At 40.6% G+C, this 21232-nt stretch carries 26 protein-coding genes and 1 CRISPR repeat array; of the genes, 6 read left to right on the top strand and 20 right to left on the bottom strand.

The genetic code is table 11. The features are described 5' to 3' along the window. Positions 1 to 47: 47 nt before the first annotated feature. The 11 genes from AC5JMF_RS18735 to AC5JMF_RS18685 form a co-directional block, all read right to left on the bottom strand. Complete coding sequence (locus AC5JMF_RS18735) at positions 48 to 362, bottom strand: hypothetical protein (protein ID WP_495797231.1); 315 nt, start codon at positions 360 to 362, stop codon at positions 48 to 50. 273 nt (positions 363 to 635) lie between these two features. Further along, entirely contained in the window at positions 636 to 1154 is a 519-nt protein-coding gene (locus tag AC5JMF_RS18730; RefSeq protein WP_495797230.1) for a hypothetical protein, read from the bottom strand. A gap of 45 nt (positions 1155 to 1199) precedes the next feature. Next, the gene (locus AC5JMF_RS18725; protein WP_495797229.1) at positions 1200 to 1655 is read right to left on the bottom strand and encodes a DUF1392 family protein; all 456 of its coding nucleotides are present in this window, start codon (positions 1653 to 1655) and stop codon (positions 1200 to 1202) included. Next, a complete protein-coding gene (locus tag AC5JMF_RS18720) occupies positions 1652 to 2050 on the bottom strand; it encodes a hypothetical protein (protein WP_495797228.1) in 399 nt (132 codons plus the stop codon). Before AC5JMF_RS18720 ends, AC5JMF_RS18725 begins: the two co-directional genes overlap by 4 nt. Before the next feature lie 12 nt (positions 2051 to 2062). Further along, positions 2063 to 2215, bottom strand: coding sequence for an HNH endonuclease (locus AC5JMF_RS18715; RefSeq protein WP_495797232.1), 153 nt, complete (start codon positions 2213 to 2215; stop codon positions 2063 to 2065). Between the two features lie 92 nt (positions 2216 to 2307). Then, complete coding sequence (locus AC5JMF_RS18710) at positions 2308 to 2550, bottom strand: hypothetical protein (RefSeq protein WP_495797227.1); 243 nt, start codon at positions 2548 to 2550, stop codon at positions 2308 to 2310. Positions 2551 to 2628: 78 nt separating this feature from the next. Next, a complete protein-coding gene (locus tag AC5JMF_RS18705) occupies positions 2629 to 3390 on the bottom strand; it encodes a hypothetical protein (protein WP_495797226.1) in 762 nt (253 codons plus the stop codon). Between the two features lie 111 nt (positions 3391 to 3501). Further along, a complete protein-coding gene (locus AC5JMF_RS18700) occupies positions 3502 to 3705 on the bottom strand; it encodes a hypothetical protein (RefSeq protein ID WP_495797225.1) in 204 nt (67 codons plus the stop codon). 24 nt (positions 3706 to 3729) lie between these two features. Continuing rightward, entirely contained in the window at positions 3730 to 3921 is a 192-nt protein-coding gene (locus tag AC5JMF_RS18695) for a hypothetical protein (RefSeq protein ID WP_495797224.1), read from the bottom strand. Next, positions 3914 to 4240, bottom strand: a complete 327-nt coding sequence (locus tag AC5JMF_RS18690) for a hypothetical protein (RefSeq protein WP_495797223.1) — start codon at positions 4238 to 4240, stop codon at positions 3914 to 3916. The genes AC5JMF_RS18695 and AC5JMF_RS18690 overlap by 8 nt, the downstream gene beginning before the upstream one ends. A 137-nt stretch (positions 4241 to 4377) precedes the next feature. Then, the gene (locus AC5JMF_RS18685; protein WP_495797222.1) at positions 4378 to 5238 is read right to left on the bottom strand and encodes a hypothetical protein; all 861 of its coding nucleotides are present in this window, start codon (positions 5236 to 5238) and stop codon (positions 4378 to 4380) included. Positions 5239 to 5462: 224 nt separating this feature from the next. Here AC5JMF_RS18685 and AC5JMF_RS18680 point away from each other — a divergent pair, with 224 nt between their 5' ends. Both AC5JMF_RS18680 and AC5JMF_RS18675 read left to right on the top strand, forming a co-directional pair. Beyond that, positions 5463 to 5732 carry a hypothetical protein gene (locus AC5JMF_RS18680; protein ID WP_495797221.1) on the top strand — a complete coding sequence of 90 codons (270 nt, stop codon included), beginning with the start codon at positions 5463 to 5465 and terminating at the stop codon, positions 5730 to 5732. A 116-nt stretch (positions 5733 to 5848) separates the two neighbouring features. Continuing rightward, complete coding sequence (locus tag AC5JMF_RS18675; protein WP_495797220.1) at positions 5849 to 6799, top strand: hypothetical protein; 951 nt, start codon at positions 5849 to 5851, stop codon at positions 6797 to 6799. A 175-nt stretch (positions 6800 to 6974) separates the two neighbouring features. Beyond that, positions 6975 to 8090: direct repeats of the CRISPR family, unit length 36 nt; unit sequence GTGCTCAACGCCTTACGGCATCTAAGGTCTAGGCAG. 270 nt (positions 8091 to 8360) lie between these two features. On the opposite strand, the gene cas2 is transcribed toward AC5JMF_RS18675, so the two are convergent. The 8 genes from cas2 to cas6 all read right to left on the bottom strand — a co-directional run bounded on the left by cas2 (position 8361) and on the right by cas6 (position 17477). Further along, positions 8361 to 8654 (bottom strand): CRISPR-associated endonuclease Cas2, encoded by a 294-nt coding sequence (cas2, locus tag AC5JMF_RS18670; protein WP_495797219.1) that lies wholly within the window; start codon positions 8652 to 8654, stop codon positions 8361 to 8363. A gap of 9 nt (positions 8655 to 8663) precedes the next feature. Further along, entirely contained in the window at positions 8664 to 10349 is a 1686-nt protein-coding gene (gene cas1, locus AC5JMF_RS18665; protein WP_495797218.1) for a type I-MYXAN CRISPR-associated endonuclease Cas1, read from the bottom strand. 57 nt (positions 10350 to 10406) lie between these two features. Next, a complete protein-coding gene (locus AC5JMF_RS18660; RefSeq protein WP_495797217.1) occupies positions 10407 to 10985 on the bottom strand; it encodes a Uma2 family endonuclease in 579 nt (192 codons plus the stop codon). An 89-nt stretch (positions 10986 to 11074) separates the two neighbouring features. Continuing rightward, complete coding sequence (gene cas5, locus AC5JMF_RS18655; RefSeq protein WP_495797216.1) at positions 11075 to 11704, bottom strand: type I-MYXAN CRISPR-associated protein Cas5/Cmx5/DevS; 630 nt, start codon at positions 11702 to 11704, stop codon at positions 11075 to 11077. Continuing rightward, the gene (gene cas7i, locus AC5JMF_RS18650; protein ID WP_495797215.1) at positions 11701 to 12645 is read right to left on the bottom strand and encodes a type I-B CRISPR-associated protein Cas7/Cst2/DevR; all 945 of its coding nucleotides are present in this window, start codon (positions 12643 to 12645) and stop codon (positions 11701 to 11703) included. The genes cas5 and cas7i overlap by 4 nt, the downstream gene beginning before the upstream one ends. A 266-nt stretch (positions 12646 to 12911) precedes the next feature. Next, entirely contained in the window at positions 12912 to 14450 is a 1539-nt protein-coding gene (cas8a1, locus tag AC5JMF_RS18645; RefSeq protein ID WP_495797214.1) for a type I-MYXAN CRISPR-associated Cas8a1/Cmx1, read from the bottom strand. After that, positions 14441 to 16876: a CRISPR-associated helicase Cas3' gene (gene cas3, locus AC5JMF_RS18640; RefSeq protein ID WP_495797213.1), complete on the bottom strand. Its 2436-nt coding sequence runs from the start codon at positions 16874 to 16876 to the stop codon at positions 14441 to 14443. Before cas3 ends, cas8a1 begins: the two co-directional genes overlap by 10 nt. Next, positions 16815 to 17477, bottom strand: a complete 663-nt coding sequence (cas6, locus tag AC5JMF_RS18635; RefSeq protein ID WP_495797212.1) for a type I-MYXAN CRISPR-associated protein Cas6/Cmx6 — start codon at positions 17475 to 17477, stop codon at positions 16815 to 16817. The genes cas3 and cas6 overlap by 62 nt, the downstream gene beginning before the upstream one ends. A gap of 716 nt (positions 17478 to 18193) precedes the next feature. On the opposite strand from cas6, the gene AC5JMF_RS18630 reads away from it, so the two are divergent. Further along, positions 18194 to 18460, top strand: a complete 267-nt coding sequence (locus tag AC5JMF_RS18630) for a prevent-host-death family protein (RefSeq protein WP_495797211.1) — start codon at positions 18194 to 18196, stop codon at positions 18458 to 18460. Then, positions 18457 to 18774: a type II toxin-antitoxin system RelE/ParE family toxin gene (locus AC5JMF_RS18625; RefSeq protein WP_495797210.1), complete on the top strand. Its 318-nt coding sequence runs from the start codon at positions 18457 to 18459 to the stop codon at positions 18772 to 18774. The genes AC5JMF_RS18630 and AC5JMF_RS18625 overlap by 4 nt, the downstream gene beginning before the upstream one ends. Before the next feature lie 80 nt (positions 18775 to 18854). On the opposite strand, the gene AC5JMF_RS18620 is transcribed toward AC5JMF_RS18625, so the two are convergent. Continuing rightward, positions 18855 to 19037 (bottom strand): hypothetical protein, encoded by a 183-nt coding sequence (locus tag AC5JMF_RS18620; protein WP_495797209.1) that lies wholly within the window; start codon positions 19035 to 19037, stop codon positions 18855 to 18857. An 826-nt stretch (positions 19038 to 19863) separates the two neighbouring features. On the opposite strand from AC5JMF_RS18620, the gene AC5JMF_RS18615 reads away from it, so the two are divergent. Continuing rightward, positions 19864 to 20631, top strand: coding sequence for a PEP-CTERM sorting domain-containing protein (locus AC5JMF_RS18615; protein WP_495797208.1), 768 nt, complete (start codon positions 19864 to 19866; stop codon positions 20629 to 20631). A gap of 207 nt (positions 20632 to 20838) precedes the next feature. Next, positions 20839 to 21111 carry a hypothetical protein gene (locus AC5JMF_RS18610; protein WP_495797207.1) on the top strand — a complete coding sequence of 91 codons (273 nt, stop codon included), beginning with the start codon at positions 20839 to 20841 and terminating at the stop codon, positions 21109 to 21111. Positions 21112 to 21232 lie beyond the last annotated feature (121 nt).

Genomic DNA, 21232 nt, shown 5'->3' with positions numbered 1-21232 from the left:
CTTCTTACTATGCTTGAGTCTCAAGCCCTGAAATACCAATTAGATAGCTAGGGGTCACGGCGGGGTTTGTCAGGTTTGAAGCATCCCCAGATCATTAGCTTGTAATCATTGAGAGGGTCAACTCCACTGCACCACCAGCCACCATGTTCAATGTGTCGGTATTTTTTCAGATCGTAATCTCTCAGACGCCCATCATTACGACGGGAGATGTTAAGGCTGTAGAGCAGAAATTCGTAGGGGATGGTTCCCCTGATTGAGGTGACGTTGAGATCGTAAATTGCTCTGTCTACTCCACTGTCTAACCATTCTTGTAGGTGCTTATTTTGAAAATCTTCATCTTTGTCTGGTACAAATACTGGCATATTTCCCCCTGGTATTTAAACGCATGAAAAAGTCAGCAGTATCAAAGCCACACTGCCGTTGAGGTTTTTTTAAGAACCTCACGCTCGATTCAGCACTCTCAATAAATAGGCTTAGTTGTTGTACCTGTCAGAGTTCACCCATCAACTAGATTTGAATGTTCCAATCAGATAGTACACATGAACTAAGCGACACACTATCATACACGATTTTGGCAACTGAGCATGATCGTTAGATAATTTCAGGTCAGATGAATTCCGACCTGATTGATACTCCTAAATGCAATACAGCCAAGAAGGGTCTTGGTAATGGGTAGACATTGCAATTACTGGAATCAATTGATTTGATGGCTCAAAACTCCACTCTTCAAGAACACATCCCATCACACTACCGACTACTTTCCCTAAAGATTTAGAAAAGACTTCAGTCTGAAGGTGTCTTAAAGCGAAGCCTGTGGCAGGTACATATCCCCATTGGGTGTAGTTTTTCTGATGATCGTACATTTGGGTAATCCAACCCTTACCGTGTTCTTGTATTAGTGGAATAATCGAATGCATCACTTGTTGTTGATTTTCGACAAATGCATGACGTGCTTCATTTTGGTCAGATGAACAGGGGAAAACCAAACTGTAATTGAGCAGCTGGTTAATGTACCCACCAAAGTCTGAAAAAGACATAATCACTAAATCACTCTGTTGACTGAATAATTCGCTTTGAATTCCTTCGAGATCAGATGGCATTTGAGCCTTACCGTAATTTGGATCTAATAGACGACGACGTTTTGCTTCTCCCATGATTAATAACTCCTTTAATTGACTGAAAATGAATTGAAAAAACATTTAGACGTTGACTCGCACCAAATCTTCTTGACTGACATAAGTAAAGTTATTTGTCCTTATTGACTTACCCAATACAGGGGACATAGACTCAATCATGTAAAACCAACAATCATCAAGTTGCTCAATACCGAGAACTATTCGCTGTTTGGGTGACTCACACAAAGTCCGAAGCATTACTCTTTCACCCAGCATGAATTCAGGTTTGGTAAGTGTGTGAGGTTCTAATCTACCTGTACCAATCAAGTCATATTCCCAAGCAGAAATTATTTCTTTCTCTGTATCAACTGCATATGACCATTTAGTTTTATGCCATTGCACCCCGCAACAATAACCAAATGTTCTAGAATTCTTGAGGTAAACTTTCTCAAACAGACTAATCGAGACTTTGGGTATTTCTCGATCCCAAGGAGGTGAGATGTACCAGCAAGTTTCAAGGACAGTGATTTGGTTAATCATGATGCCCTTCTCCCCAACAAGTAGTTAATAGCTTGGGGGTCGAGAGAGGCGATACGCTTTTTCAAATGATGTGGAGGATTAAGGAGAAATTTTTTGAGATGCCATTTGCGGATTTGATAGATTTTAGGAGAACGCTTTTTACCTTTGAGCCAACCTCGTCTTACCCAGAAACAAACGGTTGATAAACTTAGACAAAGAACTTGAGCTATTTCTTTGCAAGAATAGTTATCAAGAGTAGGACGAGTTGAATAACCTAGACTATTTAATTTCAAAGCAATGGCATGAACTGTACGGTGATATCCTCGTCTTTTGAGACTGGAGGCTATTTGTTTAGTGGTGTAGATTTCTGCTTTCGCCTCAATGATTGCTAGTTCTTCTGATGTCCATTTACTCATTTATTATTCTCCTTATGGTAATGAATTCCCTCGTTTTTGATTACATTCAAAACAAGCCAACCTCAAGTTTTTGATTTGATGATTCCCGCCCTTTGATAACGGAATGTAATGATCAATGGTCAGTGTTTCATTAGTGAGTTGACATTCACACCAAAAACATTGCATACCGTATTTCGCAATTAGATGAGGTCTTTTATTTCGTTTTTGGCTAGTGTAAAGGCGTTTATATTTCCGAACAGTATTACTTGATATTGCAGTCATAATTGTGGAATTTGTGATAACTCATTTAATGCAGAGATAGAATCTGTCAAATCTTGTCTAACAATAGTTGCGCTAATTGATTCAAATTTCACGTCAGCAATCTCGAAGCAATGCTGTATCTCTTCACTGTTGTAAAGGTCAGTAATATGCTGCTTAATTGCAAACTTCGACAATCCATTGGGGATATTAATGTGTACTTCATTTGTGACTGTTTCAACTACTGTAACTATGACTCTCATCGCTTTTAGTACCCCTACTTTTTACAAATTGAATTAGTAGGGCGATTACCTAAAACCGCCTTAGATATTTGTTATGAATTACTTCTTCTTACTCCCCGTTAATGACTGCTGATTCTGTGGTAATAACGACGCCCTCGCCTCTGCTTCTGAGACTGCTGGTAACACGGGTGCTGTCTCTGCATTCAACGCCCAACGTTCATATGTCTCATTGGTCACCCAATTCAATGCGGCCCCACTTTCCGCACCACTCCGAATTAGTGACGCCGCTTCCAGTGCATCCTTTTCAAAATCAGACTGTGGGTTACGATAGCTCCATTGAATAAACCAATATGTACCTAATGCCCCTTCTACCTTTTGAAACTCGGCACAAAAGATGTAGTTTTGTAGTACACTAGCGATCGCCTGATAACAGAATTTTTTAGGATCATCATCTGGCATCCCTTGTTCACACCAGTCTTGAAAGGCACGACGAGCAAAATGATTGTAGAGTCCTGCAAACGAGTCTTTGCTCTGGCGGTGCATCAAGAAACAGAACAGCATTGATGCGGGGCCTTTGAATTGCTCCTTTAATTCCCCGCCGACTGGAATTACCCAGAGTTCGGTGAATGGTTCGTTAGTAAAGTTTTCGTTGATCGTAAATACACGGTCTGGACGGGAGATTGCGATCGCAAAGTCAGCTTTACTTCCTTTTAAATACCCCCCTGCTTGAGCTTCTAAAATTGTCAACTTTGGCGGACAATCGAGAAGGAATTGACCGTATTCTTTCGCGCAGTTGGCTTGCAGTTTTGGTTGGCTTGGTGGGATAAGAAAGACGCTGTTATTGATTTTAATTGTTTCCATGATTGCGTTGTATGTGTGATTGTGTTGATGTAATGTGTGCTGTATTCTGAGAATGACTATTAACTTGTGTACTCTAATCGCTTGAAAAGATATCCATTCAGGCGATTGTTTTTATTTGTTGGGAGATATTTGTGATGTGATGGAGGGATTTTGATTATGGTCTAGTTGCGATTTCAAATGAGCTAGTGCGGTTTGAGCATCAGTAATTGTGAAGTCAGGGTGATAATCAAGTATTTGGAATTGTGGATGTCTCACAATTTCTTGAAGGATGAATTCTGCTGCACCAATCAATGTGTCTAAGTTGGGATGTGGCATTTCATTGCTCCTAATTCTTGTGTTTTATTCAACAATCTTCAACAAAAATCCATGTCCTGTATTCTGTATCTGTAATAGTTTTTTATCCAATAAGTACTGAATGATTGAATTAGTGAACTGAATCTGGTGCAGAGGTGCTTTCCCTCCGTTTTGATGTAAAGAACGTAGTAATTTAGCAGATGTACGCTCAACATAGTTATCAACAGATTTAGCCATTGATACTACCTTTCGTTACTACTACTAACTGTTGCTTAAGCGCATCTATTTGTTGTTGATGTTCGTCAATTTCGGCTTGGATTTGCGAAGATAATTCTTCTAGCGATAGTTGTTGAATCTGTTCTGAGTGATAGTGCAACAAATCTTCGGAGTTTCTGTGAGTCATCACAGAATAACGCCAACCATTACCATATCTTTCAGCTAGAAAACTATCTTGTGGATAGTACTCGAAGCCAATGATGATGCCCTGTTGTGTACGCTGTCCCAAACTAAAACGAGGGTATTCCCAGTGTTTGGGAATTGATATTGTGGGTTGCATAGGTGAATTGATGAATAAGAGGATGGATGAGCAATTAGGACAGAATTACTGAGGCTTGTCCAATTTGCCTGTGCTTATTATTTGAAACAAGTTAAACGGTCAAATTGTGGTAATGGGCATCAAAGCCCACTTTCTCCTTACACTGCAACTAACTCTGCATTCTCAAACAGTATTTGCAGTTCGTTAGAGGTTAATTGCTCAAGCCGTCTGTATGACAATTCTTTGTGTAAGCCTGGTTCTGTCTCAGCAGTAGGTAACACGTCAACCATTGACAGCCACCACACTGCATCCAACGCAGAATCACAGGGTACTCGTTCTTGTTCCCCTACTCGTACCACCCACCAGTTACCGTTAGTACATCCCACTTCGCCTAGCTTGATGTTCTCGCGATAAATCCCATCATTGAGGATTTCTAACCCAAACTTTTCACATTCGGTGAAAATCTGCACCATGACTTCGTTACCAGTGGTGGGTAATTCTGCTTCTGGCGCTGTTTGTATGATTTCAGTTTGGTTGAGTACTGCTGGTAATGCGGCTTCAGTTTGGTCAAGTGTTGCTGGCAATTCTTCGTTAAGCGTTCTGTCTTGGTGATGCCAAGTAATGTAGCGGTGGCATCTAGCCCAAGTGTTAGCACGAAACTTCTCTTTGCCGTTCACCATCACCACCCAAGGTTGCGTTAAGTCATCGTCATGGGTTATGGAAGCGATTAACTTGCTACCTGCGTAGATTTCGTGGTCATAGAAGGATATCTCTACTGTGGTGAGTTCCTCAACTGCAACGGCTTGGTCTGTCATGTACCCGTCGAGTTCACCTTGGGCTACGGCTTGTTCATCAACCTTTTGAAGCTGAGAGGACTGGTGAGCAATGATTGCGTTTACCCAAGTGTCAGCCGCTCTCTTGTCCCCTGTTGGGGTTACGCCGAGTTCTACGGCGATTCTTTTGAGGCGCTTGAGGGTGTAGCGGGAGAGGGCTTGCTGTGTATGTGTGACATGGGTCATAATTAAGATTCCCTGTACGAGTGTATGGGTTTTATAAAAGGCGATCGCTTCCAAAGTTTCCGAGGCTAAGGGCGGTTGCCTTTTATGATAGTTATATTATGCTACTCTGCTAACTGATTGTCAATATGCTGATTAGCAGTTATTCTGTTAATTGACAGCCTGTGTATTGATTGGCTGTTATTCTGTAATCAGATAAGCGTTAATGGAGGTTGATCAGTAAAAGCGTGTTAGCAGTTTGGATGGAAGCATATATTGATATTTCGCAATGGTGGCCCAAAGCTAAAGACGGTAGCCCTTTGTCTGTCTACGCAGTTCATAGGCAGTTTGAAGGTAGTCCGAATGAAGTTACCAGGCATACCTTAACAGTTGCCCGTGATGGCAAGCTCAAGAAGGCGGATATCGATAATATAGTTAAGCTTGCTAGAATTTGCTCTGAGTTGTCTGGCGAGTTGGTTACTGTCAATGACATTGTGAAAATTCAAGAGGACTCGTGAAGGCGATAATACTTAATCAACGCTAATCCCAAAGCATTATCGCCACAATTACCATCCCTGAAATTTATTTCTGATTGGCTCTGTTGAAAATACTATTGAACTAAAGGGATGGAATAATGGCTAAACCATCCAAAGAGCGCAAAAAATCTACCATCTCTGCATCCAGAGATTCAACACCACTAACGAGTTCTGTGGAAGATATCTCTGTTGAGGAAAACCCATCTACAGCAACTATCACTGTTACTGCTATTGAAGTACCAGAATTAACCGAACAAGAACAAAGCGATCGCTTGCATTTAGAGCGACAAGTAGAAAAAGCGTTTTATCTTGCAGGAAAAGCGTTAACAGAATTACGAGACAGAAAGCTGTACCGAAGTACGCACAAAACCTTTAAGGAATACTGCCGAGAGCGTTTTGGTTTTGAGCGCCGTTATCCTTACAGGTTAATGGAGAGTACGGTGGTTGTGGATAATCTCATGAAAATGTGTCCTAATAGGACACAAAATGATGCGGACACATCTATCTCTAACTCCAGTGAGGGACAAATTTTACCAATCAACGAATATCAATTGCGCCCCTTGATTCCCCTAGAGCCGGAAATACAACAACAGGCATGGCAGACCGCAGTGGAGCAAGCTGGCGGTAAAGTCCCAAGTGGTAGAATCGTCAAAGATGTTGTGCAGCAAATAATGGAGCGAACCAGAGTACCCAATACCTACCAACTGGGGGAAGTATGCCAAATCCTTGCTAAGGACAACCCAGAACTGAGAGGTAAGGGCGGGTGTTGGGCGATTGTCAGCCATGTGGGCGAATTCAGTTGCACAGTCACAATGTGGAATGGGGAGTACACGGTTGGCTTGCAGTACCTCAAGTCTTTCAATTACCTACCAGATGAATGTCAACAGGTGCAGGTAATCTGCGATCGCATTGCTCGAATATATTCCGATTCTCTGGAGGAGACGGTCAAAAATCTGTTGCAGTCATTGGGGAAACTAAATCGCCCAAATCTGACTGCTGTGGAAGAGAAATTGTTGAGTGTGTTGGAGTCTGAATATGAGGCAAGATAACTTACTCAACGATTAATGCACACACTGGGCTACATCAGGCTATTCATGAACTACAGCATGGGTCGGTGGCGGAGGCGAAGCAGATATTGACGCGGCAGATAGCAGTGTTGGCGAATGTGCTGATGCTTTTGTAAGGCAATAGGGATGGATAAAGATTCTAACAGGGAGGTAGGTTGGCCTCAACGCCTTACGGCATCTAAGGTCTAGGCAGTTTAGAAATGCTGGTAGAAGGTGATGAATTTAGTTGTGCTCAACGCCTTACGGCATCTAAGGTCTAGGCAGTGTTTGAAAAATTTAAAATTTGGTGCCCCGCGATCGGTGCTCAACGCCTTACGGCATCTAAGGTCTAGGCAGAGTACAGTCGCCCACGGGGACGGGTAAAACTGTTGTGTGCTCAACGCCTTACGGCATCTAAGGTCTAGGCAGTCGTGTAATTGACGCTTATTTAAATCAACAATGGTGTGCTCAACGCCTTACGGCATCTAAGGTCTAGGCAGAGCTATCGTTTTCTAGATATTGTGACTGAACTAGAGGTGCTCAACGCCTTACGGCATCTAAGGTCTAGGCAGAAAAGAGCCTCTATAGAAGCATTTTCCTCTTCACCACAGTGCTCAACGCCTTACGGCATCTAAGGTCTAGGCAGTATATTGATAACGCAGCAGCAGAAGCCGAACAGCTTGTGCTCAACGCCTTACGGCATCTAAGGTCTAGGCAGCATCCATTTGATTGGTAATTTTGGCGGGTGCATTATCGTGCTCAACGCCTTACGGCATCTAAGGTCTAGGCAGTATTGATTCCGGGGGTAAGTATTTACTGTTTTATTTGTGCTCAACGCCTTACGGCATCTAAGGTCTAGGCAGCTTTAACCGAGCGATCGCGTTGTTGTATCGCGTTAGTGCTCAACGCCTTACGGCATCTAAGGTCTAGGCAGACAATACTCTCCCCAGCCCAACACCCCAGGGGTTATGTGCTCAACGCCTTACGGCATCTAAGGTCTAGGCAGCTGATTGATTTTGTGCTTTTTTCAAAAAACTCTTGAGTGCTCAACGCCTTACGGCATCTAAGGTCTAGGCAGGCGGCAATATTATCAATTATTATTGTCAATTAAAAAAGTGCTCAACGCCTTACGGCATCTAAGGTCTAGGCAGCGCCATCTTTTTTGAATAATGGTGGTCGTTTCTGTGGTGCTCAACGCCTTACGGCATCTAAGGTCTAGGCAGGGGGGGTGAACTTCTTCTACACGTTCTTCTCTGTAGTGCTCAACGCCTTACGGCATCTAAGGTCTAGGCAGGGGGGGTGCTGAAATCCTTACTAGAAAACCTTTGAGAGTAGATTTTACAAGTACCTCCTCTTAGAAATTAACAAATTAACAAAAGTTCTAGGAAAATGTCATCCCTAACGATGGAAAGTAATCTTAAATCTCTTGCCCTGTCTAGCTTCTAAGCCATTATTAAAAAATGCAAGCATCTCTAGATAGTATAAAAAGCTTAGAAAGCAAATATAGTAAGAGTTCCGAGCTTGTCTACTTCTATTTTGGTTTTGACAGCCCCAGATCCATGCATTAGACAATGCGGTAATTTTCCTGTTGAGATGACCAAGATTCTGGACGATTGTATGATGGAATGGCAACAACACACCGATTCGACAAACGAATTAGAAGTAGGCTGTCTTCTGGAGCCAATATTTTTTCAAGTTCCCAACGTAATTTTTCACGTGTTCGCATAGTCAGCCAAGAACGAAAAATAGAGTATTGCATTCTTTCGCCATAGCCTTGAAGCAAGCTATAAGCTTTGCGCCAACGCTTAGGATCGCGAATATCGTAACAAATGAGGTAACAATTTTTTTGTTCTGCCATTTTGATACCTCAGCGCAGTACCAAATGACCAAACAAACCACCCTCACCAGACCATTCTTTTTCTAACAGTCTTACTTCCAATTCAAATAAACGGCGATAGGTAAGAGAATAACCCGTAACTGGATGTTTCCAGGTTTCTTGTTTCCGATTTTCATATAGTTCAACGAATTTGCGACGGCCAGCTTCGCTTAACCAAACTTGCACCCCACGAATTTCAAAATCTGCCAAAACATCCCATTGGCCTCGATTGACTGAAGCCATTACTGTCATATCTACCAAAGGCACGCGAAAAATTTCGAGCAGATCCAGTGCTAAGGGTGCAGCTTGCGATCGCGGTTGATGGTAAAAACCTAAAGCAGCTTCTAAACCAACAACTAGAATACTGTTTATTACATCCTTGAGTAAAAGTGCATAGCCAAAACTTAGCAGTGCATTGAACCTATCTTTGGGTGGGCGACGATTTCGACCGCTAAAGTGCAGTTCTTTTGAGACTTCTGGTGAAATCAAACAGGGTAAAGCACCAAAATATAGCGCTGCTAAATTCCCCTCTAGTCCTAAAAGAGATTCTAAAGATTTTGCTTGGGGAACTTGTTTAAGAACAGCTTTCATTTGAGCGATGCCTGCGGCGAGCTTTGCTAACGCTTTCTCCAATTTCTCTGCTTTAGCTTTACCTCTAGTTCCTCGCATTAAAAACTTACGCTGTCCCTGTCCACGGCAAGCTACCAATTTACGGGCTAATTCCAAGCAGAAATCAGAATTACTTAAAGCAGTATACTGGCGGATGCGGCGTTGAATGCTACCTTGGCGAGTATCAAAACTACCAAGATAGCGCCCACCTCCCGAAATAAAATGCACTCCTATATCTTGGTCAGCACAAAAATGCAGTGCTTGGGTGGAAATTTGCGAAAAACTATGTAATACCAGTTGTCCCACTTGACGAGCGGGAACTGTTTCTACAGGTTGATTGCGACGGGTAATTTTGATTTGTTCACCAGTTCTACCAACACAAGTTCCAGGTTCCAAAACATGAATTACCTGCCGTTCATCATCTTCAGGAAACAGGCGAATTGCTTGCCACTCTTTATCATGGGCGAGTCGCGCTTCTTCTGGCAAACACACGGGAGCTAGAGAGCAACGAGCGCACAATCGCTCGTTATCAATTACAGGTGGTCGGTGGGTAGATTGTCTGAGGGTACGTGCTTGTTGAATTGCTTCACGAACAGCTGCCCGTCCTGCATCATCCACTGGTACGTGAACCAGTACATTATCAGCATGGTAGCGAATGCGTCCTTCTTTAACTGTAATTCCGAAGGCGGATTCTAATAGATAAGCATAAGCAAGGATTTGTAAGCGATCGCTCTCCCAAGCTTGGGGTTGCTTGTTCTCGTCTCGGTGAGCGCGACCGCGTTTGTGTTCGTAGGGAATTGTTTGCCCATCACGGGTGCGAAGGGCATCCAACCGACCGCGTAAACCTAATTCTTCACTTTCGAGAAACAGTTCCTCCCATTCCTCATCTTCTTGTTTTTCTAGTTCAGTGTGCAGTCTGCGTCCGGCAAAGACGGCTGCATTTTGGGTGTAAAGTTCTTCGACTTCTTCTAGGTAGAACAAGCGAGGACAGTAAGCGAGGGCGTGGAGGGCAGAGACGCGAATGGTTTCTGGTTTTGTAGAAATTTCGAGGTGTTCGAGAGTTTGCATATATGCCTGTAAGGTAATTGTGTTTTAGCGCCTTACGACATCAAAGGAAACAGTATTTTAGGGATTTAGCCCAGCTCGTTGAAAGATTGCGTTAGGAGTAATTTCTAATTGTGGTAGTAAATCATCAGTAATTACTTGATGATCTCGATAAGTAATCGGCAAGGAAGATGGGGCAAATACAGTTACAGTTCTAGCTTTTGTATCAACCACCCAAATACGAGAAACACCAGCTTTGAGATAATCAGTTGCTTTTTCGGCAATTTCGCCAAAAGTTTGACCAGGTGAGATAATTTCAATCACTAATTCCGGTGCAACAGGACAAGCTTCATCTAATAGCCAGTCAGCAGGAAGACGATGATATGAAACATAAGTCAAATCTGGTACAGGCATCCAATCTTGATTTTGCAGTTTTAATTTAACAGCCCATTCAACTACTACACGACCTTGATTGTGAAAGCATTGGTCTAGAAGAAGAAGTAAAGTTTTTTGAACCGTAGAATGAAAAAATTTTGGTGACATTTCATCGTCTTTATATTTGGGTACAGCTTCACCGTTAACAAACTCGTATGTAATATCTCCTTCGGGGAGTGCGAGAAATTCTTCTAGGGTTAGGCGTTGATTTGAAGACTGAACCATAGGTGTTATATGGTAAAAGAGGTTTACTTTTAGTTTAGGCGATCGCTCATTTGATAACGACTTATTGAAATATGTTGTGTCCATTTTTTCTAAGTTGCTTGAATTAATGTCCAAGCAGTCTTAGGAGGATGAAATAATTCAGACGGTTCAAGTATTAGATATCTTTGCCACCGAGTATCCTTTGAACCAACATGATCCACCCAATAGGGTAAAGTCAACAACCCATTTTCATCTTGCACCAGCCATTGCAACGATTGACCTTGATAGTTTTTGGGTAACAAGGTAACAGCATTAATCAAATCTCGACTTTCTCCTAAACAAAGACCGCCAAAACGATTGATAGAAGCAGGGTTAGCAAATGCCATCTGTAAGCGTTCTGGTAGAGTTGGCTGCGAATTATCTGACTCAGAATCAACCCAAGTAATAAATCTAATATCAGTCAACAGTTCTTGATAATCTGGTCTGGCGTTGCTGGAGTCATGGATATCTTTCTTTTTAAAACGACGAAATGTGCGAATAACAGTTGATTTTTGTGGTTGAGTGAGAAGGGCGATCGCTAATTTAGTTCCACAATGTTTATAGCGATTCATTTCTCCCACAATTGAGAGCAACATTCCATAAACAGTTGAAGGTGGTGGTACTAGATAAGTTTCAGCATATTCTCTAGCGCGGGATTGCCGAAAACAAGCAATGGGAACTTCTACTTGGAGGGCAATCATTTTGTCAACTCCACTACTGGTAACTCTAAATCTCTGGCAATTCTCTGCTTGAGAGTTTCGACAACAAGTTTGATTCCTGTCAAGACATTAACACCCAACTGTGCTAATTTTTTACCATCAGAGGTGCTGGCGATCGCTCCCCCCACCCATAATTCTTGAGGATTAATATCTTGTGCTTCCACTCGACGAATTAATTCATCAGCCGTGATTTGCCCCTCATCATCTTCTTCAAAGCTGTAAAGAATTCTCGGTGCAAAGTCGTGTGTCCAGCGTAATATCAGACTATCTGGGGAAAAGTCATACAAAAAACGCGAGTGATTTCCAGCAACTTCTCCCAAAGAAGCTAAACCATCTAAAACTGGAATAATGCGAGATTTATCTTTTAGGCGATCGGGTGTCAGAGCAAAACCATATTGATAACGAGTTGCATGAACCTCTGTACCGTAAAGAGTATCCCTTTTCGCATTACCATTTTTATCTAATTTTTGCCCACTTTTGGAATTAAATGTCAAATCTCCGACATAAGGAGTTGTTGAAACTGCACGAGTGACTTCTAAAACGCCTCGTCTTACAGTTGTTGTACCTTTGGGTGCTTTTTTACCTTTTTGCTTTGGTTCATCAGACGCTTCCAATTTAGCACCCTCTGCCTTCATGAAACCAAGAACATCATCATCAATGAAAGCTATATCATCAAAATTAGCATTTTGCCAAGTATTGTCATTTATGTTATCATCCCAACGACGATTTACTTCATAATCATTGCCAACAGTTTGCCAATAATAACGCAGCGCCCAACGAATTGCTTCCGATGAAACTGTTGTGTGAACTTCACCCTTCCAAAGCAGTTTTTGTAAGGTTGTAATATTGCCTTCATTTTCTCCGCGATTATTAGCAGCAGTGCCATATCCAGTTAGGATATTACCAAACAAGTGAAAAGTCATGTTGAGTTTCCCAAATAATTGATGAATTAACTGTGCTTAATACCTAACCTTATATCTTGCACCAGTCCCAAAAACCGCCATAGGTTAGAAACCTATGGCTAATAGCGAAAGTCCTCTTAAGAGGACTAAACCCTATTAAGAGCATAGATTTTAGTCCACTTAAGTGGACTTGGGCTATTAGCGAGAGAATTTATTCTCTGGCGGTAGGTTAGGCAGGTGAAATATCTGAGTAACGGCATCTAAAGTGAAAAATTTACTACTAAATATTAATCAATTTCAGGAATTAAGAAATCATCTTCATCAATTCCATTTTCTCCATCCTTATCTGAGTCAGTTACCCCCTTACCCTTATAGCTAGCCAAGGCAAGTAAAGCTAAATCTCTAGCTTTTTTCCATTCTTTCTCATCCATAACCAATTCCATCAAATCTTCCCAATGATTTTGCAGAGTCGGAATTCGACCGGCTTTTGACCAAAAATGTGTAATAAATTCCCTAAAACTCTCAGCATTTTTACAACGAGATAAACCTGTCCTGATGCGAATGTTTTCACGGTCAAAGTTTGAAAATTCTCGTCGTTTGTCGGCTTGATCAGAAATTTTACCATAAGTAAACTTAATTGCTTGATGACAAGCTTGGATAAACAATTTCTCTCGCTCATTCGACTCAATTCTTTGAATCACTTGATATAATCCTCCTCTTTCATAAGCTAGTTTTTGGAATAACTCATTGCTATTCACATTTTCCGAAATGCCATCATACCAAGACTTTGACTTAGCAAGATTCTCGGCAATAAGTTCTCTGGCAAAATTACTAGAAACAAAACCACCATTTTTACCTTCAATTGTTCTATCTCCTAGAAAATCATCACAAACTCGATAATTATGACAAACTTCAGCATTGGCTTCGACTACATATAAATCAGTGCGAGTTTTTTGCTGGGTAGACCATGCTACCGTTCCCAAAGTTAACACTTGGCAACGTGGTACTTTAAAAGTGTTGGCAATTTCTGTAGTACTCTTATCAGTTAAAAATCGCAATCCAGCATCACCCAATCCTGAAGCGTGGAAATCTTTATAACTAGCGTTTCTTAAATGTTGATTTTGTCGATACTTGGCGTATTCTTTTAAATTAGTAACTTCTGGTATGACTAGTGCATATTGAGCGCGTTTATCCCGCAACTTGGATCTGAGTATGTAGTAATAACAAGCTATAGGTGCAAACAATAAAATTAATGCTTGTTCTGCGGGTTCCTCAAAACTGGTGTCAGAACTGAAAGCAACATGACGCACTACAGCACCAGGATTAAGCCACCCTGCTATACTAATTGGTTTTTTCAACAAAAAGACACCTTTATTGTCACAAAGATTACTAGCAAAATCTTGATAAGCATAACTTTGTAGCGCTTTGTAGGTGACAACAATTTCTGGTTTATTTTCTTCCAATGGCAAAGATATAGTTTGAGTCCCAGCCGATTTATGTGTACTATTGTGTTGTAAAAAAGTGCCTAAAATCCCTTGATGAACGATCGCCTGAGAATCCTGACGCATGGTTTTTGAATCTAATCCTCTCAGAGAAATCATGCCGTTGTCAATTTGAAAAGACTCTTTCAGTAACCATTCCAGGACTTTGCAATCGTTATTTTCCCAATTCAACGTTACTTGTCTATCGGTAAGCTGCCAATCTAACCCGAACGGCGGCGTAACTTTTTCTGTTTTTAGTTGGTTCAATGTCATCCACAACCCAGCTAATCCAGCACGATGCAGCAATGTTAAACTAGGATTGCTCAAATCAAACTCTATTTGCATGGTTCAGCCCCCGTCTCTTCGCTGTAATAGATATCCTCAGATGGAGCTACAAGATAAAATCTGATCCGTTTCCACTGTGATAATTTCTCACGATTATTAGGAATATGAATTGGTACTGACCATCTTTGAGCTTCTTTCATAAATAATTTATCTTTTCTGTTGTTAGCAGCCTCATCAATATCTGCTAAATCTTGTTGAAGCAAAACGGTAATAGTGGAACCACCTTCTCGCAGAAAATCAGGATAACTACACCAATTACGTTCTAACCAGCTTGATTTGACGATTTCTGGTATTTTGTAACCTAGTTGTGCAGCTACTTCAGATAAATCACGTTGAGAAATGGCAATTTTTCCAAAAAGCTGTTCAAGTAGCTGCTTTCCGGTTAAAAGTTCCGTATCCTTGTCGTAAGGATTTTGATTCTTCCAAGGGTAAATAATCGCTAGGCGGGTTCCTTCTTCTGTTTTAGTCATCCGACGGTTAAGCCGTCCCAATCGCTGAATCAAAGCCGCAGCCGGAGCCATTGCTGAAACTAATAAGTCAGCGCTAAGATCGAGCGACATTTCACAAACTTGAGTAGTGATAGCTAAAACTGGGCTATCTGACCGAAAAGCATTGATTACGGCTTCGTGTTTTTTGAGGCGATCGCAATAACGGAAACGACTATGGTAAATTAGTGGTGCGATTGTTCTATCTGATAAATGCTCACTAAGCTTGGTTTGAGCTAAACGATACAAATCGATGCAAGTTTGTACAGAGTTTGTTACCCACAAAACCTTCTGTCGGTTTTTTAGAGCTTCGATTACAGATAGCCACACTTGGGATAATTCTTCAGGTTCGTCTACTTCTTTAATTACTTGAAATTGATATCGCTCTAATCTTTCTAACTCTTTTGGCCCCTCAATGGGTTGCTCAATACTTTCACCCAGTTCTGCCATTAACTGATAAATAGCCTCAAGTTGTTGTGGAGTAAAGCTAGCACTCATCAGTAGAATGGGCGCACCGCGAAATGTTCTCAGAAATTGTAATAATGCGCCAAAGAGTCGTTGATCGTAGGCATGAACTTCATCAAATACAAAAGCAGACTGAGCGATTGCTGGCCAAGAATACAAAGGTTTACGATTGTTTTGAATCAAGCCCAGTACAGAATCAACTGTGCAAACAATTAGTTTCTTTCGCCATGCCTGAAAAGCTGTTAACCTAGCATCTATACTCTCAGAATCATCTGAATCACCAGAGAACAATAATTCCCGATCCAAATCTGCGCGGGAGTGCATCAAAGTTGCTTCTATTTCTGTGCCATCAGCATAGTCGATATAGCCTTGAGAAGCTGTTCCTGTAGTTGGATAACAAAAAAACAGCTTACGATTTACTGCCCAATTTTCTGCCCAACCATAAGCACCAACAGTTTTCCCAGTTCCACAACCAGCTTTTACTAACGTAACTCTAGTATTAGTTTTAGCAATGTCCTCCTGAAACTGTCTTAGTGGCTTTCCTTGAAGACGCTGATTAACTAGTTGTTGAATTTCAGACTTTGATAGATTTAAGGATAGTACTTTCTGCATCCATCCTTTGAAATCCTCCTCAACTAAAGGTAATGCCGAACCTGCTAAGTCAGCCGCGATTACTGTTGCTTTTACTGCTGCAATAAACTTTTGTTGCTCCCAATTTGGCTCAAACTGAATAAATTCATCACGCAGAGATATCAAAGCTTGTTGTAGTTCATACTTAGACCAAATTTCTGGGGGTGGTTCAGGGAGATTATCTGGTAAACCGAGAGATTTTCTACCCATATCTAGCACGACTTGAAAATCGTGATGCTGAGTATAGATTCTTAATTCAGCACCCCTATTAGAGGGAATTTCGGCTATGATTCCTGCGGGTTGATTGTTTTTATCTAATCCTATTTTCAGATGATGTCCCATTGCTGCCCAGACTGCGATCGTCAAGTCTGCATTTGGACACTGTTCTAACCATTTCCTAAAGCTGGTAACTTGAAGTGCTAAAATGCCACTGATTACTTCATGCCGAAGCATCTGCTTTTCACCGTGCGACTTCCATTCTTTTCGTAACTTTGGTTTGTAAGGAAGAAGTTTTTCATCTTGAGAATTGAGGTAAACCATTTCTTGAAAGTGCTGGTTGGCTTTCCCCCAATCGTGTAGATAAGCACCCAACCTGACTGTGTTAACAAAATAGTTTACATCAACACTCTCTAACCCTAGTTGTTTGAGAATTACCAGCCCTAAATTATCTCCTAAAATATCTGCTGCTTGCATTACACAGCTAATGTGACCCGTATATTTTGCACATCCGCGTACCTTGTTTTCTTCAGCATTATATTTAGGTAGAGATTTTGCCAATAGTGTATTAAACACTTCTCGCTCCATCGTAAGGTATAAAGATTCCACAGCCCATGTGACGTTTTCCACCCAATCCCCACTGCTGCAAAATCAGGGAATCTTCTTCACTCAAACCTGAAACTTCAACGCTGAAACCGACTATAGTGTAACGCTGAATTTTGATGGTCTTACGACTGGGGTTGCTATTCCTATCGACTGGGATAGAGACTTTTCCCGAAATACCTAATTTATTAAGTTGGCGTTGTGTAGAGGATAAAAATGACTGTGGTTCTACATATCCTTTGATTGTGACAATTCTTGCTTTTAGCCTACTTGATGGTTGAATTATGGAAATTTTCGGAATACCAATTTGAATCTGATGACTACCAATAGAAAATTGCTTACCTGCTAGTTGATAAACAAGAGGGATTTTAGAGACTGGCAGACGAATTTTTAAATGAGATTGTTCAGTTAGAAGAATTTTGCCTTGTCCATCGCCAAAACCAGGTACTGTCAGGATACTGAGCATATTTTGCTGACGTATTTCTGGAATCAGATGAACAAATGCAGCATAGATTGCATAGCCATGATCAGCAGGAAGATATTTACCTTGAACAGGAAAATTTAACTCCACACAAGGTTCTACACTTCTTGCATCTTGAGACGCAACAAAATCAACAGAGGCTATCACTTCAGTAACCCTCCTAATAACTAATTTTTTCAATATTCCAAACGATCAAAACCTTACGGCATCGGAGGAGGCTAACAGACTCAAGATAAAACTTAGACTTCAACTGCTTAGTCAAATCTTATTTATCAGAAGTCTTAGAGACTCTTCCTTAAAAACTCGAAACATCTGATAAAACTAAGTTATCCGATAATTCTAAAATAGTCAATAATGCTTTGTTAAATATTTAACGCCCTTGGGCATCCGAGGTAATGAGCAGACAAGGTAGTAGTAAACCTAGCCGCCCTGTATAACTGGGCAGTTCGCTACCTTGAAAACACGAAAGTGCTCAACGCCTTCAATTAGTGGAAATGTCGGCATCTAAGATCAAAGTCAAGATAGCACATATTTAAACGGCTACCAACTCCCGCAAGCATTCCCATTGCTCAGGGATCAACATCTCAAACGGTCGGTCTAGCAATTGTTCACAGTTAACCGCTTCTGTATCAGGCACGGTGTCCGCCACCGATAGCCACCAGACGGCATCTAATGCCTAGTCACAGGGGATGCGCTGTTGGGTAGAGTCAGTTGCGCGTGTGAACCACCAGTTAGCGTCAGTCTACCCAACTTCGCTCAATTTTATGTCATTGTGGTAAATTCCATCGTTGAGGATGTCGAAGCTGAATTTTTCGCATTTAGCGATCGCTATCTAAAAACAGAAATCTCATCTATCAACTGTAATGACGATCAAAGAATTGCTATTACAAGAAATTGACAATACTTCAAACGAACTCCTAGAGGAGCTACTTAGGTTTTTAAAATCACTCAAAGCAGCCCCACAACAGCCCCTAGCCACATACAGGGAACTTTTAGAACGCATTGATTACCTAGAAACAATAGTAGGTGTTCGTAAAGGACTAGATGAGTTTGAGCAGGGTGAAGGAATTCCTGCTGAACAAGCCTTGACAACACTACAATACAAACTTGGCATTCCGCCTCGCCCATGAGTTACCAAGTTCTCATTCAACCTACCGCCTTTCAAGAAATCGAAACATCTTATCGTTGGATGTGCGACAATCTAAGTACTGAAATAGCCAACAACTGGTATTACGAACTTCAAGACTCTATCGCTTCGCTTCAAAAATTTCCTAATCGCTGTAGCATAGCACCAGAAGCAGCAGTGATTGGTCGTGAAATTCGGCAACTCTGGGTTGGAAAACGAAGAAAATATCGAGTTTTGTTTGTCGTTGAAGAAGATGTTGTAGCAATTGTTCATGTTCGCCACAGTCGCCAATCTTATCTAGATGAAGAATCTGAATAACACTCTTCCATCACTCTAGGGTGAAACCTTGGCTGAGAGTAAAAAGCGCAACTCTAATAATCCATTAATCTGGTTAAACACTACTTCCGACAGTCATAGCCATACAAAACTTTCTGAGTGCCACTTGACGAGAATCGAATACACCAGCTTTGTGTCTTGACTTGCCATTCGCGGGATGCTGTGGCGATTGCGAATGCAGCTATTGTTCCTATAGCTATTGCTAGCAGAACCCGCCGCCAACGAAATTGAGTTTTTATCAACACCCGACAACCTCAAAACCTTTAACTAGGGTTCCCGCAGAGATCGATGCTTTAACTTTTGTGTGCTAGTGAAAACACAGCTGCGATCGCTAGTTCCACAACCCTTGCTGAATTATCATTCCCTCGTCAAATCCCTAGTTTTCGATTCCAGATTGGATTTTTCGCTGGGATGACCCTAATTTTCCCTTGCACCAGTTCAAGCACATTTATAAAGATTATGTAAAGGTAAAGTGTAATTAAACACAGAACTCCTCTAAAAAAGTGATAAATTTTACTTATATTTTTGTGAAATGTGTTTCTTTATCAGAAAAGTATTTTTCACGAAAAAATAAAATTGCTTCTTTGCAAGAAAAACTTAATTTTAAAATCTAACTTTACAAGAATTTTGCTTTGGACTGAAAAAACTTGCAAACATTAGTATGCTATGTAATTAAAAATACTAATTCATCTTTATAAATTAAGTAGGTAGGAAAAAACAGAAGTATATAACAAAACTATTGTTACTCAAAAGGTGTGATTACAAAGATGCTCTTTGCTTGACAATATGCGAGCCTGCCCAATTTTTACTCTCGGTTGCCTTCTGAATGCTGCTTCGTATGTATTGTTTTTTCTTACCGCTTTACTCAGTATAGTTGCAATGTATTAGAAATTACACTTCTTTACATATTCAAGTTTTAATAAAGAAGTTTATTTTGCTTTTTACTCGTGATAACTAATTAATTGAGGCTTAAGTTTTTAACAAACAGCTAATAACGACGGATTTTAAGCTAAGAGCTTGCTATTCCATAGTCAGATATTTGTAAATATCTAATAATCAAGGAGGCGTTTAATGAAAATGTCATCTTCATTTTTTAATTTTGGAAAAGCTTGTATTTTGGGATTACCATTTTTTCTGGTAAGTTTTCGGACACAAGCAGCTGTATTAGGTGATCCTGTAGGTTCAGGACAAGCTTTTGATATAGGAGTAAAAACTGATACATTAAATACTGCAAGCAGAAATAATGGTAGAGGATTCGGAAACTTTTTTAGTGAAAATTTTTATATCTTAGGCGCTAAAAAAGGTGATCTAGCTAATGATGATAAAAACACAGGAGATAGTGATATTGGTAACTCTGCAACAAATAAATATATATTTGGGTTGACTTTTAACGCAGAGGATTTAAAGAAACCAAAACAAATAGTTTCTTTTAATTTAGCTTTTAATGGAATTGGAATTGCCGTAGCACCATCTGATACTTTTGAAGTAACAATAGCTGGAAAAAGCTTGTTAAAGCGAACTGCTAAAACACCGATAACTGGCCCCAGTAACAGCTTTGCTGTTTTCCAAGCATTTAATTTACCTGTTGATAGTACTAATTTTCGAGCAGGTGTTAATTACGATTTGTCATTTATTTTAACTGAGTACGATACTCCTCTATCAGGTGGAGCAGGGCCACGGGGAGCCACAGTCAACACAGCAGTTGGATTTAATAAAGTAAAAGTAGATGCTGTTCCCGAACCCTTAACTGTCTTTAGCTCAGGCTTAGCTTTAGGAATGGGAGCTTTCATTAAAAGTAAGTATGCAAGAAAGCATCAAAAAGTTGCAAAGATAGGTTAAGTATTTGAACAGTAAATAGATACTTTTGAACTAAAAAACAATAGCCAAAATATCCTTTAATATTGCTGAGGTTTAGCTATAGCCAATAGAAATACGGCTAAAACTAAAAATCTAAAAACTCAAATATTTTCAACAGAGTACTTGATTGTTGAGCAAGCTAGTAAAAATCTACTCATAGTTAATGAAACTCAAGTAAGAGGTGCGATCATGAAATCTAACACAAGACAAGTTACTAAATCAACAATTGTTTTAAAAAATTTGGAGATAGATATCGAGCCATATGAGGAACTTAACGATAAGCAGATCAAAGGCATTTCCGGTGGTGATTGGAAAACACTTCTAGCTTTTATCGATGAAAGAATCAAACGGGAGAAAGCACTCGCCGCAGCTGCTACAGTGGGTTTAATCAGTCCAATTGATCCAATTGCCACTACCATAAATGTTACTGTGGGGCAAACGCCGGGTTTAACTAATAGATGAGGTAGAAGGATAGTCAATGTAACGGATATCAGTTGAGTCGAGAAGAGCAATATTAGTCATTTGCGCTAAGAGGATGTTTGAAAAGTTTTGAAGGGTAAAATTTTAGGCTAATCGCCTTACC

The sequence above is a fragment of the Desmonostoc vinosum genome (assembly GCF_059505385.1).
The sequence above is the reverse complement of the archived record's forward strand: the minus strand, read 5'-3'. Positions and strand labels throughout refer to the sequence as shown.